The organism is Pseudomonas sp. NPDC087697 (assembly GCF_044743155.1).
In the GTDB taxonomy this organism is placed as follows: Bacteria; Pseudomonadota; Gammaproteobacteria; order Pseudomonadales; family Pseudomonadaceae; genus Aquipseudomonas.
Genome location: NZ_JBIUVW010000002.1, coordinates 232,238 through 247,590, shown reverse-complemented (window position 1 = coordinate 247,590; position 15,353 = coordinate 232,238). Strand labels below are relative to the sequence as shown.

Here is a 15,353-nt window from a genome sequence, read left to right as displayed (position 1 = left end):
TCCGCTTTTTCCTCAGACGTAACAACCCGATATCCCATGATGCTTCCTTAAATCGACGCTCCTACATCATGGTCCAAAAATATTCGACCACAACACGGCAGCTCCTACGCCGAGCGCATACATCTGTAGGAGCTGCCGAAGGCTGCGATCTTTTCAGCGCGTCAGAACCTGGTGTCCGCGGTGTTCACTATTTTGGCGAATGCACCGTTCAAGGTCGCGTTATGGTGTTCGATGATTGCCCGGGCCGACAGTATAGGTGTGTCCATGCAGGTATGGGCGTCGGCCACCAGCACGGGATTGAATCCCTGTTCGGCCGCGGCCCGGCAGGTGCTCTCGATGCAGTATTGGGTTTTCATGCCGACGATGAACAATTGGTTTATCGAGGCGTCGATCAGCTGTTGTGCCAGTCGAGTACCGAGGAAGCAATTGGGGCGGGTTTTGTCGAACAGGGTATCGACATTCGCATCCAGTTCCAGGTCGGGCAGCAATTGCCAGAATGGGCTGCCAGCCTCGATCACTGAACCTGCCGGCCCGGTATGGCGAACGGCGAATATCGGTGCTTCTTTCTGACGAGCCTGTTGAATCAGATGCTTGATGTTGCCAAGAACGCGCGAACCTTCGTAGGGCTTTTCTGGCCCATTGAACAGGCCGACCTGCATGTCGACGATCAATAGCGCCGACTGTTCGGGGTTGGGTGCTGACATGGTATTTCTCCGTGTGATGCCAGGTGGACGGAGAAAAAAAGGCCCCGTCCATTGCTGGCGGGGCCTGGGGTTCACTGCGCTGTGTTCACTTCAGCCAGCCACCGCACGACCCGCCGGAAGCGGTCGTGGTGGTGCGGGTGAGGTTCAGCGCAAGAAAATTCATGGGCCGATCATGCTGTGGGTTCAGGAAACATGTCAATGGAGTCGTAAGCAATTCTTGAGTGTGCTCAACTCGCATATTGAGCGACTCCGTTGCCGAACGACCAGTTCTCTTTCTTGACCTCCACCAGATTGATGAAGACATCCTCCAGACGAACCGCCAACTCTGCATTGAGGCTTTCGGCAATGGTCTTGTAGAGCAGTTTTTTCTGTTCCAGGGTGCGGCCCTCGTTCAGGCTGATCTGAATGATCACCAGATGGTCGCTGCGGTTGATGCCCAGGTAGACCGGATCAAAGATGAAGTGCAGCTCGTCGTGTTCGGCAAGGATCTGGAAGTTATCGTGCTCGGGCACGCCGATGCTGCTGCGCATGGCGGCGTAGATCAGTTCGCCGACCCGTTTGGCGAAGGTGGGATCCTGGTGTTTTTTGATGTCGACACGAACGAGAGGCATGGCATCACTCCGTCAGGTTGTCGCCACGCGGGTTGAGTGGCTTCGTTGAAACATTGATTCAAGCAGCTTCTACGGATTTCTCGCGCTCAGGCGGCGGTTTTTGTGGGCTGTGGCGCTCAAAGCTATTCCTGAACATCTGATCCGCATAACCGCTCCTCAGCTAAGTCTTTGCTTCTGTTGATTAATCCCGGACAATCGCGCCCCTGTTTCGGCCAGGGCGCTGCCTGTCAGCTTTTTCTGACTCGTCCTGACCGAGTGGCAAGTGACCGGAATGCGGAGATCCGACCGGATGAATGATCAGGCCAATAGCGTTGATGAACGCTATGAAGCGGCGGCACCAGCAAGCCTCAGCAACTGGAATCGCCATGACACCACCTGGATGCTGGGCCTGTTTGGCACGGCGATTGGTGCGGGTACCCTGTTTTTGCCAATCAACGCAGGTCTTGGCGGTTTCTGGCCGCTGTTGATTCTGGCGTTACTGGCATTCCCGATGACCTTTTACGCACACCGTGGCCTGACCCGCTTCGTGCTGTCTGGTCGCGCGGGCGCAGACATCACCGAGGTCGTCGAAGAGCATTTCGGGATCAAGGCCGGTGCCCTGATCACCTTGCTGTACTTCTTCGCGATCTTCCCGATCCTGCTGATTTACAGCGTCGCCCTGACCAACACCGTGGGCAGCTTCCTTGAGCACCAGTTGCACATCATGCCGCCACCACGGGCGATTCTGTCGTTCGTGCTGATTCTCGGTCTGCTGGCCGTGGTGCGCTGCGGTGAGCAGATGATCGTCAAGGCCATGAGCCTGATGGTTTACCCGTTCATCGTTGCGCTGCTGTTTTTGGCGGTGTTCCTGGTTCCGCACTGGAACGGCGGCATTCTCGCCACCGCCAGCACTTTGCCTGAACCTTCGGCGCTGCTGCACACGCTGTGGCTGGCGATTCCAGTGATGGTGTTCTCGTTCAACCACTCGCCGATCATCTCGGCCTTCTCGGTGGACCAGAAGCGTCGTTATGGCGTGCACGCCGAAGAACGCAGTTCGCAAATCCTGTCTCGTGCTCACGCCTTGATGGTGGTGATGGTGCTGTTCTTTGTATTCAGCTGTGTGCTGACCCTGTCGCCAGAACAGCTGGCCGAGGCCAAGGCGCAGAACCTGTCGATCCTGTCGTACCTGGCCAACCACTTCAGCAACCCGACGATCGCCTTCGCCGCGCCGTTGATTGCCTTTGTGGCCATTTCCAAGTCATTCCTGGGGCACTACATCGGCGCCAGCGAAGGCCTCAAGGGTCTGATCGTCAAGAGCGGTCGCCGTCCGGCACCGAAGACCCTGGATCGTATGACCGCAGCGTTCATGCTGGTGGTCTGCTGGATCGTCGCAACGCTGAACCCGAGCATCCTGGGGATGATCGAAACCCTCGGTGGCCCGGTCATCGCAGCGATTCTGTTCCTGATGCCGATGTACGCCATTCGCAAGGTGCCAGCCATGGTGCGTTATCGTGGCCAAGCCTCCAACGTCTTCGTGACACTGGTGGGCCTGGTGGCAATTTCGGCGTTGATTTACTCGCTGACCGCTTGAATGCGTAGTGGTTCTGCCGGATAAACCGGTGCCGAGCCACTTCGTCGCAACGCCTTGATCAGTGATGCAACGGCCGCTGACTGCGCATAATGCGCGGCGCGGCCGTTTTTTTTTGTCGGCCGGAAAACTCAGGGTCATCCACGTGCGCAATCTGCGCTCGCTCAACGCCGGCGGGCGATACACAGCGGGCAGCAGAGCCGGACGTTGAAGTGTCGAGGTGGCTGAAGGTGGAAAAAGGACTACGCTTGTGCTTGCATTTCAGCGTGATAGAGCATCTGTTCTTGTACTGCCGCCGACGGCCTCGTCGGCATTTCAACGGCTTGTCTGGAGACGCCCGATGGCTCGTGCCCACCCGCAATTGATCACTGGCAAGTTGGAAAAACTGCACCCGACGCAGCTCACTGTCGGTCTGGCCGAAGTGAGCGCCAAGCGTCAGCAATGGAAAAAGCTCAAGCGCAAGGAGCGTAGCGCTGCTCTGGAGAGCCACTGGTTTCCTTGTGTCCTTGGCCCGCAAGGGTGCTATTACATCGTTGATCACCACCACTTCGGTCTGGCGTTGCTTCAGGAAGAGGTCGAGACGGTGCCGCTGCTGGTGCTCAAGGATTTATCGTTTGTCGAGCCAATGACGTTCTGGAGTGTCATGGACTTCAACCAATGGGTGCACCCTTACGATGCCCATGGGTCACGGCACTCATTCGAGGCGATTCCCAAGGCTATCGTCGATTTGCAGGATGATCCTTATCGCAGTCTGGCAGGGCAGGTACGGCGTGCCGGTGGGTACTCCAAGGATACGACGCCCTACAGCGAATTCCTCTGGGCGGACTTCTTTCGTGGCCGGATCGCCAGCGATCTGATCAACGATCAAGGAAGCAAGCTGCAAACCCAAGCCATGGATTTGGCGCGTAGTCAGGAGGCTCGGTATTTGCCGGGTTGGGCAGGTCCGATTGCCGACTGAACCACCAAAATCGTCAGTTCAGACTTCTGGCGAAAAACCGAACCGCTGGCAGGACACGTTGGCTGGCCTGTCGATTGCCGGTCTGTTGCTGCCCGAGGCCGTCGCCTATTCGAGCATCGCTGCGCTGGCACCGCAGGCCGGGGTGATCGCCTTGTTTGCCGGTTTGCTCTGCTATGGACTGTTTGGCACCAGTCGGTTTGCCATCGTCTCTGCGACCTCTTCATCAGCTGCGGTATTGGCGGCAGCTACCGCGACGCTGGCCAGTGGCGACCCGCAACTTCGTGCGAGCCTGGCCATCGGACTGGTCCTGGTCACCGGCGCGTTCTTTTTGCTGGCCGGCTTGTTCAGGCTTGGCAGCGTGACGTCGTTCATTGCCAAGCCGGTATTGCGCGGCTTTGCCTTTGGCCTGGCGCTGACCATCATTCTTAAACAGTTCGCCAGTGTGGTTGGCGTGCACCTGAGCGACGGCAACCTGATTCGTTTTGTGCCGCAATTGCTGGAGCAACTGCCTCAGTGGAACTGGGCCGCCGCCGGTGTGGCCGCGGTGGCGTTGGCATTGTTGTGGTTGTTTGGGCGGTTGCGGCGCTTGCCGGGAGGGTTGCTGGTGGTGGTGATCGGCATCGCGGCGGGACAATGGCTGAATCTGCCGGCTTACGGGGTCAGGCTGATCGGGGTTATCGACCTCGGCCTGGAGGTTCCGAAGCTGCCGGTGCTGCCCTTTGCCGACTGGTTGCGCCTGGGGGAGCTGGGCTTTGCCATGGTGATGATCCTGTATGCGGAGTCCTACGGCTCGATCAGTTCCTTCGCACTCAAACATGGTGATCGGGTGTCCTCGAACCGCGATCTACTGGCACTGGGTGCGTCGAATTTACTGTCCGGGTTGTTTCACGGGATGCCGGCAGGGGCGGGGTATTCCGCGACATCCGCGAATGAAGCCGCCGGTGCGACTTCGCGTTTGGCCGGTGGTGTGGCGGCGTTGGTGGTGCTGATCATCGTCCTGACGGTGCTGCCTTATATTGCCTTGACCCCTGAGCCGATACTGGCTGCGATCGTCACCCATGCGCTGGCTCGTGGCTTGAGCCTGCAACCGTTGGGGCGCTATTTCATCTGGCGACGCGATCGCCTGCTGGTGATCTGCGCCGTGGCGGCCGTGTTGGTGTTGGGGGTGCTTGACGGTTTGCTGGTGGCGGTGGCGATCAGTGTGCTGCTGATGCTCAAGCAAATGTCGGCGGCGGATATCCAGATTCTCGGGCACATCGGCACCGGGCACGACTTTGTCGACGTGCAACGTCATCCATTGGCCAAGGCAGTGCCGGGGATGCTGATCGTGCGGCCGAGCGAGGCGTTGTTCTTTGCTAACGCGGAGCGAATTCTCGGTGGCGCATTACGCTTGATTCGACACTCTGAAACGCCGATTCACACGGTGATCCTCAGCCTGGAAGAGTCGCCAGACCTGGATGGCACCAGTATCGAGGCGTTGGAGGAGTTTTTTCTGCGAGTACACATTGAAGGCAAACGGTTGGTGCTGGCACGGCTCAAGGACGAGGCTCAAACGGTGTTGTCGGCGCTGCCTGAGGCCGAGCGTTCGCAGGTTGTTCTCTGCGGCTTGAGTGTGGATGGCGCGGTACAGCTGGCGCTCAATGATTCAGGGCAAAATCTTCCGGCATAAAAAAACGCCGCGCACCTTACGATGCGCGGCGTTTTCTATGGCGTTGTAACGTTAGGCTTGAATGACCGGAATGTTGGCATTCGCAGCAGCTTCACGGAACTCGGCGATCTGGTCGAAACTCAGGTAGCGATAAACATCGCTGGCCATGGTGTCGATTTCTTTCGCGTAGGCCATGTACTCCTCGACGGTCGGCAGGCGACCCAGGATCGAGGCAACCGACGCCAGCTCGGCCGAAGCCAGGTAGACGTTGGCGCCGTCGCCCAGACGGTTCGGGAAGTTACGGGTCGACGTCGAGACCACGGTGGAGTTCGGCTCAACGCGAGCCTGGTTACCCATGCACAGCGAGCAGCCCGGCATTTCCATGCGCGCGCCAGCTTTGCCGTAGATGCCGTAGTAGCCTTCTTCGGTCAGTTGGTGAGCGTCCATCTTGGTCGGCGGCGACAGCCACAGACGGGTTGGCAGCTGACCCTTGACCTGATCCAGCAGTTTACCGGCAGCGCGGAAGTGACCGATGTTGGTCATGCACGAACCGATGAACACTTCGTCGATCTTCTCGCCAGCAACGCTGGACAGCAGACGGGCGTCGTCCGGATCGTTTGGCGCGCAGAGCACAGGCTCCTTGATGTCGGCCAGGTCGATTTCGATGGTTTCAGCGTATTCGGCGTCAGCATCGGCAACCATCAGCTCAGGGTTGGCGATCCAGGCTTCCATCGCTTGAGCACGACGTTCCAGAGTACGCGCATCGCCGTAGCCTTCGCCGATCATCCAGCGCAGCAGGGTGATGTTGGAGCTCAGGTACTCGGTGATCGACTCTTTCGACAGCTTGATGGTGCAACCGGCAGCCGAACGTTCGGCCGAGGCGTCGGACAGCTCGAAGGCTTGTTCGATGCTCAGGTTGTCCAGGCCTTCGATTTCCAGGATGCGGCCGGAGAAGGCGTTCTTCTTGCCTTTCTTCTCTACGGTCAGCAGGCCAGCCTGGATCGCGTAGTAAGGAATGGCGTGAACCAGGTCACGCAGGGTGACGCCCGGTTGCATTTTGCCTTTGAAGCGCACCAGGATCGATTCCGGCATGTCCAGTGGCATCACGCCAGTGGCTGCGGCGAACGCGACCAGACCGGAACCGGCCGGGAACGAGATGCCCATCGGGAAACGGGTGTGCGAGTCACCACCGGTGCCGACGGTGTCCGGCAGCAGCATGCGGTTCAGCCAGCTGTGGATGATGCCGTCGCCCGGACGCAGGGAAACGCCACCGCGGGTCATGATGAAGTCTGGCAGGGTGTGGTGAGTGGTGACGTCGATCGGCTTTGGATACGCCGCGGTGTGGCAGAAGGACTGCATCACCAGATCAGTCGAGAAGCCCAGGCACGCCAGGTCTTTCAGTTCGTCACGGGTCATCGGGCCAGTGGTGTCCTGGGAACCGACGGTGGTCATTTTCGGTTCGCAGTAGGTACCTGGACGAACGCCAACGACGCCGCACGCCTTGCCGACCATTTTCTGCGCCAGGGTGAAACCCTTGGTGCTTTCAGCCGGAGCTTCCGGCTTCTTGAACAGGTCGGACGGTGGCAGACCCAGCTCGGCACGCGCCTTCTCGGTCAGGCCACGGCCGATGATCAGCGGAATACGACCGCCAGCACGGACTTCGTCGAGCAGGACCGGGGTCTTCATTTCGAAGGTGGTCAGGACTTCATCAGTACCGTGTTTGCAGACTTTGCCAGCATGAGGGTACAGGTCGATCACGTCGCCCATGTTCATGTTGGTGACGTCGAATTCGATTGGCAGTGCGCCGGCATCTTCCATGGTGTTGTAGAAGATTGGAGCGATTTTGCTGCCGAAGCAGAAACCGCCAGCGCGCTTGTTCGGCACGTAAGGAACGTCGTCGCCGAAGAACCACAGCACCGAGTTGGTCGCCGATTTACGCGAAGAACCGGTACCCACTACGTCGCCGACGTAGGCGATCGGGAAGCCTTCGCCGCGCATGGTTTCGATCTGCTTCATTGGGCCGGTGACGCCTTGCTCGTCAGGCACGATGCCTTCACGGGCCATTTTCAGCATGGCCAGGGCGTGCAGCGGGATGTCTGGACGGGACCAGGCATCGGGAGCGGGGGACAGGTCGTCGGTGTTGGTTTCGCCGGTGACCTTGAACACGCGCAGGCTGATCTTGTCGGCCAGAACCGGGCGGTTCTTGAACCACTCGCCGTCAGCCCAGGATTGCAGTACGCCTTGAGCGTGAACGTTGCCGTTCTTGGCTTTTTCCGCGACGTCGTGGAAAGCATCGAACATCAGCAGGGTGTGCTTGAGTTGCGCGGCAGCGACTGGAGCCAGTTCGGCGGAGTCGAGCAGGTCAACCAGAGTCACGATGTTGTAGCCGCCTTGCATGGTGCCAAGCAGTTCAACAGCGCGCTTTTTGTCGATCAGAGGGGAAGTGGCTTCGCCTTTGGCCAGAGCAGACAGGAAGCCGGCCTTTACATAGGCTGCTTCGTCCACGCCAGGCGGAACGCGATTGGTGATCAGGTCAACGAGGAAAGCTTCTTCGCCAGCGGGAGGATTCTTCAGCAGCTCAACCAGGCCTGCAGTTTGTTCGGCGTTAAGCGGCTGGGGAACGATACCCAGTGCTGCGCGCTCTTCGATATGTTTGCGGTAGGCTTCAAGCACAGTTATTACCCTCATCAGTGGACCCAAATGGGTGTCCGGGACGCTCATCCCGAAATTGCCGTACTCATGCGCTGCGTGGCGTTGTGGGCCGCTTAGCCAGAATTACCGGCAATTCCTTACAGAAGCTGCTTTCAAAGTTTTACGCCTGCAGAACGGGGAGCTGATGAGGGTTGGCGTTGGGTTTTTCCCCGCTGGAAAAACCCTTCGCCAACACCGCTCTGAAGGAACGACTGTGCTCGTGACGCTTTGAAAACAGCTTCTAACGGACATTGGCGCCTTAAAAGGCTGGCTGATTCTACGGCAAAAAAAATTTAAAGGTAAGTTCGTCCCTGAACTTTGAGGGGTGATGAATGTTAGACAAAGGGCTAACATGCCGACCTGTTTTGCTTTTCGCGTTCTGCCTACCTATGCCCAATCAGACCATCAAGACTCCCTGCATCGGCCTCTGTTCCACTGTTTACGGTGATCTGGTGTGCCGTGGCTGCAAGCGTTTCCACCATGAAGTGATTCACTGGAACGGTTACAACGAGGAAGAAAAGCGCGCCGTCTGGCTGCGTCTTGAGCAGCTGTTGGTGCAAGTGATGGCCGGGAAGCTCGAAATTTTCGACAGCAGGCGCCTGCGTGAGCAGCTGGAGCAGCGGAAAATCCGCTTTGTGCCTCATCAGTCGGAATATTGCTGGGCCTATCAGTTGATTGCCCGTGGCGCACGGGTAATCAACAATCTGGAAGCCTATGGGATGGTGTTGCTGCCGGAGTTTCGTGACTGGAGTCTGCCCGAACTGCGCGATGCCATCGATCGGGAGTTTTTCCTGCTGTCCGAGGCGCATTACCAGCGCTACATCGCGCCGGGGTTTTTGAAGGATGCGTTTGGCGGCTGATCTTTAAAAGCTTTGCGAGCAAGCCCGCTCCCACATTTGATTGAAATCGTACACAAAATTTGTGTTCGCTAGAGATTCAATGTGGGAGCGAGCCTGCTCGCGATGGCGATCCATCAGGCGCCTTATTTACCGCTGGTCACCAGTTCCTCCAGGTGATCCATAATGTCCTGTGGCTTGAGCACCAGCACATCGCCTTCCAGCGAATCGAGCACCACTTCCGCTGTATTGCCGATCAACGCGCCCGAGAATCCGGTGCGCGCCACGGTGCCGATGATGGTGACCGATGCCTGCAATTTATGCGCGATGTGAGGAATCAGCACATCGGCCGGGCCTTCTTCGATGTGCAGGTGCTCGTCGTCGATGTCGAACTCGGCCTGGAACGCCTTGCACTGCTCTCGGTAATGGGCTTCGATGGTTTCCTTGAGCTGGAACACCGGGTCGGCAGATGAAAGCATCGGTGACGGATGGGCGCTGATCACATGCAGATGGCCCTTCGCCAGGCTCGCGATATCGTAGCCATGATCAATGATGCTGGCGTGCAGACGGCGATGTTCTTCGTCTGAATTGCCTACATCGACGGCGGCGAGTATTACTTTGTCGGCCCAGGACTTCTCGGTCTTGACCATCAGTACGGCACAGGGGCAATAACGCAGCAGCTTCCAGTCTTCCGGGGTCAGCAAGGCTTTCTTCAACGGGTTGTCGTGGAAGTGTTGCTTGATCACAAGCCCGCAACCTTCGGCCTGCTGCACATCAATGATGGTTTCATGCAGGCTTTTGTTCCAGGCCTGCTCGGTGGTGACACTATGACCGTCTTGCACCAGGCTGGCCTTGAGCACGCTCAACAGCGCCGAGTGATCATGTTCTTTATCGCAGATCAACAAATGCAGATGCGCTTGGGTCACCCCGGCGATCAGCTTGGCGCGTTTGAGGGCCAGGCTTTCGTTGGGCGAGGGCTCAATGACCACCAGAATGCTGCGGATGGCTTGCATGGTCGGGATCTCCGATAAGTAAAAAGACACTGCGTTGCACAACTATAGTTGCTGCTCGCGAACCCGGGTCTTGATGCATATCAAGGGCGATGGCTGGTGGTCTGCGGACAGGCCGGTATAATCGGCGCCCTTCGCTGTGAACCTCTTTGCTGTGAGCCCCATGTTTCCGATCCTCGAAATCTTCACCATCCCGCTGTGTGGTCCTGCCCGATGAACCTTCCTGACATTCACGAGTTCCTTGGCTGCCGCACGCCCGATGGCTGGGTTCAGGCCGCATTGGCCGACCAGGAAACCCTGCTGATCGACCACAAGAACTGCGAGTTCAAGGCCGCCAGTACCGCGCTCAGCCTGATCGCCAAGTACCACTCGCATGTCGACCTGATCAATTTGATGTCGCGTCTGGCCCGGGAAGAGCTGGTGCATCACGAGCAAGTCATGCGTCTGATGAAAAAGCGCAAGATTGAACTGCGCCAGCTGTCCGCCGGTCGTTATGCCTCGGGTTTACGCAAAGTGGTGCGCAGCCACGAGCCGGTAAAACTGGTCGACACGCTGGTGGTCGGGGCATTTATCGAGGCGCGTAGCTGTGAGCGTTTCGAAGCGTTGGTGCCGCATCTCGATGAAGAACTGGGCAAGTTCTACTTCGGCCTGCTGAAAAGCGAGGCGCGGCATTTCCAGGGGTATCTGAAGCTGGCCTACCAGTACGGCGACGCCAAGGACATTGCTCAGGTGATCGACAAGGTTCGCGCCGCCGAACAGGAACTGATCGAGTCCCCGGACGTCGAGTTCCGCTTCCACAGTGGCGTGCCTGCGGTAAGTCTGTGAAAGAAAACAGGCAAATTGTTAAAAACTCTTAAGAACATGAAAGTTCTCTGGAAACCGGCCCGCGAGGCCGGTTTTTGCTGTCTGGCATGTCGGTTGAGGGTGAGATTGGCGCCATAATGCGCGCTCTCCATCATCGGCTCAAAGATTGGCACTTATGGATAACCAGGCATTTGGCAAGGTACTGCTCGTTGAGGATGACGAAAAGCTCGCGGGGTTGATCGCGCACTTCCTCTCCCAACACGGTTTTGAAGTGCTGACCGTGCACCGTGGCGATCTGGCGCTGGCCGCGTTTCTCGAATTCAAGCCGAAGGTTGTCGTGCTCGACCTGATGTTGCCCGGCCAGAGCGGCCTGCACGTGTGCCGCGAGATCCGCAGCGTGTCCGACACGCCCATCGTGATTCTGACGGCCAAGGAGGACGACCTGGACCACATCCTGGGCCTGGAGTCTGGCGCCGACGACTACGTCATCAAACCGATCAAACCGCCGGTGTTGCTGGCCCGGCTGCGTGCGTTGCAACGTCGCCAGACGCCGGAAACCACGGTGCGTGGCTTGCTGGAGTTCAGTCGGTTGCAGATTGATCGCAGCTGCCGTGAAGTGCGGTTGGCGGGCGAGAGCATCGAGCTGACCACCATGGAGTTCGAACTGCTGTGGCTGCTGGCCAGCGCCGCCGGCAAGATTCTTTCACGCGATGACATTCTCAATCGCATGCGCGGCATCGCCTTTGACGGGCTCAACCGCAGCGTTGACGTGTACATCAGCAAACTGCGCGGCAAGCTCAACGACAACCCCAGAGAGCCGGTGTGCATCAAGACCATTTGGGGCAAGGGTTATCTGTTTAATCCGTTTGCCTGGGAGCTTTAGATGTTAAGGCTGTTTCTGCGTCTGTACCTCATTCTGGCCATCGGCTTCGCAGGGGCGATCTGGACGGTCAATTACATTTTTGACGAGCTGTTGCCCGAGGCCAACGAGACCTATAACCGCGAAGCCATGCGCGGGCCGGCTTACAGCCTGGTCGAACTGCTTCGTCCGGTAACCGGCATTGCGCGTGATGAGCGCCTGGCGGAGCTGAAAACCCACTACGGCCTGCGCCTGAAACTGGTGCAGAGCAGCGAGCTGGATCTCACTGAGCGAGAGCAAAAACTCCTGACTGACGGTCTGTTGGTTGTGCGCGGGGATTTCAACGAGTTTATCGCCAACATCGATGGCGGCCCGCAGTTGTTGAACATCAGACTCCCGGAGGCGCCCAAGTGGCTGTATGTCTGGGCCTACACCTTACTGGGAGTGTTTCTGGCCGTTGTCCTGTACTTCTGGGTGCGACCGCATTGGCGCGACCTTGAACTGATCAGAGTGGCCGCCCAGCGTTTCGGTGACAATGACCTGAGTTCGCGCATTCAGTTGTCGAAAAGTTCGACCGTTCGGGTCCTGGCCGAGCACTTCAACCAGATGGCCGCGCGCATCGAAGGCTTGATTGCCAATCAGCGTGAGCTGACCAATGCGGTTTCCCACGAGTTGCGCACGCCGATTGCCCGATTGTCGTTTGAACTGGATCAACTCAAGCAACAGGCCGATCCGAGCGAGAGCAAAGCGCTGATTGCCGACATGTACGCCGACCTCGGTGAGCTGGAAGAGATGGTTTCCGAGTTGCTGACCTACGCCAGCCTTGAGCGCGGTGCCACGGTGATCAGTCTCGAAAGCATTCAGGCCCACAGTTGGCTCGACAGCGTAGTCGGCAGCGTTGCCCTGGAGGCCGAGGCAGCCGGGGTGCAGTTGTTGATCCGCTCTTGTCAGGTCGACTACGTGCGTATCGAGCCGCGCTTCATGGCGCGGGCGTTGATCAACCTGCTGCGCAATGCCATTCGCTACGCCGAGCGGCGGGTGGAGGTGTCGCTGACGCTGGGTGAAGACGGCTATGAAGTGCTGGTCAACGATGATGGCCCCGGCGTGCCGCTGGACGGGCGCGAGAAAATTTTCGAACCGTTCTCAAGGCTCGACTCCAGCCGTGACCGCCGAACCGGCGGTTTCGGCCTGGGTTTGGCGCTGGTTCGGCGGGTGTCGCAATCGCACGGCGGCAAGGTTGAAGTCAGCGACTCGCCATGGGGTGGCGCGTCGTTTCGCATGACCTGGGCGCAGGTTGACTGAGCCAGACCTCAGGCCCAACACATAATCGATCCGCATCACCCATCACCCATCACCCGTAGCAGCTGGCGCAGCCTGCGTTCGGCTGCGCAGCAGTCGTAAACCCAGCCGACCGGATTCAACAGTAAGAAACGGGATGCAGGTTTTGCGGCCGCTTCGCAGCCGAACGCAGGCTGCGCCAGCTGCTACGGGTTATATGCGTATAGGGGGGATATTCAGAAACTGTACTTCACCTGGCCGGCCAACGACGTTTGCATCCGTCGTTCGACGATCGGGCTGTCCGCTGCGTCGCCATTCAGATATTGCACCGCCAGCACGGTCGAGAATTCGGTCTGGTCGTTGATCGGTACCGACCAGGTCAGCGCGCCGCCTCGGCTGACCATCCCGCCATGGGTGTCGTAGGCGCGGAACTGACTGCGTGACGCCTGTGCCGCGCTCACGCCGTACCAGGTTCGCACGTAGTCGGCATCACCGAACACACTATTCAGACTGCCATCAAGGCTGCCGTATTCGCCTTCATAGAAGTTGGTGCTGATACTTAGTTCCAGTCGGTTATAGGCGGAGTCGGTGTCGCGGTCGTCATCGCTCTTTTTCAGCGCGTGTTGCAGGGTGGCGCCGATGACCACTTCGCCCAAGGTGTAGTGGAGGCTGGCGCCCAATTGCGCGCGGGATTTGATCGAGCCCATGCCGTCCAGATGGTCCGAACCCTTGAACTTCGATTTTCGGTCTTTGCGCGTTTCACTCGGGCCAATGTAGGTGCTGAACGCCAGATTGCCCCATTCGTTCTGCCAACCCAGGCCACGTTCGGTGTCGAGGAAGAGGCCATAAGGGCTGACGATTTCACCGCCCAGCAGCGGCGCGGTCACGCGTTCATCGCTGCCGCTGTAGCGTGGCGCGTTGCCAACACCGGCGTGCACGCTGTAGTGCCAGTCTTCGGCCTGCAGGTGGTCGGTCGAGGCCAGCAGGCAGATTGAGGTAAGCGACAGGTAAAAAGATTTGCGGTATTTCAGGGGAGGCATGGGGCACCCGGTAGGGATTAGGATGCCGCCATGCTAGGGGCGTACGGTCGGGCAATCTTTGAGAGCTTTGTCGGGAAACTGTCAAAGACTGTTAACGCGCTATCGACTCAAACCCAGCCGCTCATGCCACTCGGCGATGGATTCTTCAGGGTAAACCTCGAATTGCTGATCCTTGGGGTGTACCTCGACTTCGACCCACGGGGCTTTTGAACCGAGCATCAAGTGCGTGTGCTCCGGCGGCACCGGCAGTGGGGTGTCGATGGCCGAAGCAAAGGGATGAATCAACTCGGGCCATTCAGGGCTGAACAACCACAAGCCACTGCCGCAGAGCGAACAGAAGTGCCGTTCGGCACTACTGCTGTGGGCATGTCGGGCGCCGTCATCCTTGAGACGGGCGTGATAGATCGCGATGTGTTTGCGGCCACGGACCTTCAGGCTGTTCGCCTCGCCCCCGAGGTTGATCGCATAACCGCCTGCGCCCTGAGTCTTGCGGCAGATCGAGCAGTAGCAACGTTGATACGGGTAGGGATGAGCACTGCTCAGACTGAACGACACCGCGCCGCAATGGCAGGAACCTTCGAGCTGCATGGGAAACCTCCAACAGGTCTGCGGAACTCCCGGAACAGCCTAGCTGTTCGCCAATGCAGCGGGGCGAAGTTTTGCGCGCAATGCGCGAACGTTGCTGTACAGCAAGAACGACTCACTGAGACTTCTTCGCTGCCTCGCGCCGGTCCTCCCGTTTGTCCTGCTCATTGCGGAACAGCTTGTCGGCATTTTTTTTCTGAACGTCGGAAAACGTGCCATATAGAGCGCTAAACGTCGTTGCAAGCTTCTGCATATTGTCTGCGTGCAATTGGGCTAATTTGGCATAAGTCACCATCGCGTCATCGGCACTCAACGACGAGAGCTTTTCCGCACGCTCCAGAAAGGCAGTATCGGCGTTGTGAGCGTTGTCGCGTATGGTTTGCGCATAGGCATCCCATTGTGCTGACTGCTTGTCGGTGATTTTCAGCTTGGCGTGCAGTTCGTGGATCTTCTTCTCGACAACGTCTACGTGTTTTTTGGCATGACTGGCAGCCGTCTGTGACGGTGCGGCAGGACTGCTCGCTGCCGTCGTCTGTGCCGAGACAGAAGTGGTGAGGAATGCCAGCATCAACGCTGCCGGCATAGCCGCTTTAAGTACGAAGTTGTTCATGTCTTTATATCCGGATTGAGTTGTCGAATTGACGACCGTTGCAGGGGATATATCAGTGCGAGCGGCGGTCGCTCGGGGTTCATGCGGCTACGGAGCTTAATAGCCGGGTGGAGGGTATCCATTGGAGTTGTACGTGTTGGGATAGTAGTACC

At 58.3% G+C, this 15,353-nt stretch carries 14 protein-coding genes; 7 read left to right on the top strand and 7 right to left on the bottom strand.

The features are described 5' to 3' along the window. Positions 1–161: 161 nt before the first annotated feature. Entirely contained in the window at positions 162–704 is a 543-nt protein-coding gene (locus ACIPIN_RS03370; RefSeq protein ID WP_401115250.1) for a cysteine hydrolase family protein, read from the bottom strand. Between the two features lie 227 nt (positions 705–931). Further along, positions 932–1,315, bottom strand: coding sequence for a tautomerase family protein (locus tag ACIPIN_RS03365; protein WP_401115248.1), 384 nt, complete (start codon positions 1,313–1,315; stop codon positions 932–934). Between the two features lie 289 nt (positions 1,316–1,604). Between ACIPIN_RS03365 and ACIPIN_RS03360 the strand changes: the two genes are divergently transcribed. The 3 genes from ACIPIN_RS03360 (at position 1,605) to ACIPIN_RS03350 (ending at position 5,509) form a co-directional block, all read left to right on the top strand. Then, complete coding sequence (locus ACIPIN_RS03360) at positions 1,605–2,885, top strand: serine/threonine transporter (protein WP_401115245.1); 1,281 nt, start codon at positions 1,605–1,607, stop codon at positions 2,883–2,885. Positions 2,886–3,222: 337 nt separating this feature from the next. Continuing rightward, complete coding sequence (locus ACIPIN_RS03355; protein ID WP_401115242.1) at positions 3,223–3,840, top strand: ParB-like protein; 618 nt, start codon at positions 3,223–3,225, stop codon at positions 3,838–3,840. After that, positions 3,830–5,509 carry a SulP family inorganic anion transporter gene (locus tag ACIPIN_RS03350; protein ID WP_401115239.1) on the top strand — a complete coding sequence of 560 codons (1,680 nt, stop codon included), beginning with the start codon at positions 3,830–3,832 and terminating at the stop codon, positions 5,507–5,509. Before ACIPIN_RS03355 ends, ACIPIN_RS03350 begins: the two co-directional genes overlap by 11 nt. Before the next feature lie 51 nt (positions 5,510–5,560). On the opposite strand, the gene acnB is transcribed toward ACIPIN_RS03350, so the two are convergent. After that, positions 5,561–8,161, bottom strand: a complete 2,601-nt coding sequence (gene acnB / locus ACIPIN_RS03345; RefSeq protein ID WP_401115273.1) for a bifunctional aconitate hydratase 2/2-methylisocitrate dehydratase — start codon at positions 8,159–8,161, stop codon at positions 5,561–5,563. 407 nt (positions 8,162–8,568) lie between these two features. On the opposite strand from acnB, the gene ACIPIN_RS03340 reads away from it, so the two are divergent. Beyond that, positions 8,569–9,039 carry a DUF1289 domain-containing protein gene (locus tag ACIPIN_RS03340; protein WP_401115236.1) on the top strand — a complete coding sequence of 157 codons (471 nt, stop codon included), beginning with the start codon at positions 8,569–8,571 and terminating at the stop codon, positions 9,037–9,039. Positions 9,040–9,161: 122 nt separating this feature from the next. Here the strand turns inward: ACIPIN_RS03340 and ACIPIN_RS03335 are convergent, their stop codons facing one another. Next, a complete protein-coding gene (locus ACIPIN_RS03335; RefSeq protein ID WP_401115234.1) occupies positions 9,162–10,028 on the bottom strand; it encodes a universal stress protein in 867 nt (288 codons plus the stop codon). A 210-nt stretch (positions 10,029–10,238) separates the two neighbouring features. Here ACIPIN_RS03335 and ACIPIN_RS03330 point away from each other — a divergent pair, with 210 nt between their 5' ends. From ACIPIN_RS03330 to ACIPIN_RS03320, 3 genes are all read left to right on the top strand, one after another. Next, positions 10,239–10,850 (top strand): tRNA-(ms[2]io[6]A)-hydroxylase, encoded by a 612-nt coding sequence (locus ACIPIN_RS03330; protein WP_401115232.1) that lies wholly within the window; start codon positions 10,239–10,241, stop codon positions 10,848–10,850. A 154-nt stretch (positions 10,851–11,004) separates the two neighbouring features. Further along, complete coding sequence (locus ACIPIN_RS03325; RefSeq protein ID WP_401115229.1) at positions 11,005–11,712, top strand: winged helix-turn-helix domain-containing protein; 708 nt, start codon at positions 11,005–11,007, stop codon at positions 11,710–11,712. Continuing rightward, on the top strand, positions 11,713–12,990 hold the full coding sequence (locus ACIPIN_RS03320) for an ATP-binding protein (protein WP_401115226.1): 1,278 nt from the start codon (positions 11,713–11,715) through the stop codon (positions 12,988–12,990). A gap of 212 nt (positions 12,991–13,202) precedes the next feature. Here ACIPIN_RS03320 and ACIPIN_RS03315 read toward each other — a convergent pair whose 3' ends face one another. From ACIPIN_RS03315 to ACIPIN_RS03305, 3 genes are all read right to left on the bottom strand, one after another. Further along, positions 13,203–14,006 (bottom strand): MipA/OmpV family protein, encoded by an 804-nt coding sequence (locus tag ACIPIN_RS03315; RefSeq protein ID WP_401115223.1) that lies wholly within the window; start codon positions 14,004–14,006, stop codon positions 13,203–13,205. A 99-nt stretch (positions 14,007–14,105) separates the two neighbouring features. Further along, positions 14,106–14,594: a GFA family protein gene (locus tag ACIPIN_RS03310; RefSeq protein ID WP_401115220.1), complete on the bottom strand. Its 489-nt coding sequence runs from the start codon at positions 14,592–14,594 to the stop codon at positions 14,106–14,108. 112 nt (positions 14,595–14,706) lie between these two features. Next, positions 14,707–15,201, bottom strand: coding sequence for a Spy/CpxP family protein refolding chaperone (locus tag ACIPIN_RS03305; RefSeq protein ID WP_401115217.1), 495 nt, complete (start codon positions 15,199–15,201; stop codon positions 14,707–14,709). Between the last annotated feature and the right edge of the window lie 152 nt (positions 15,202–15,353).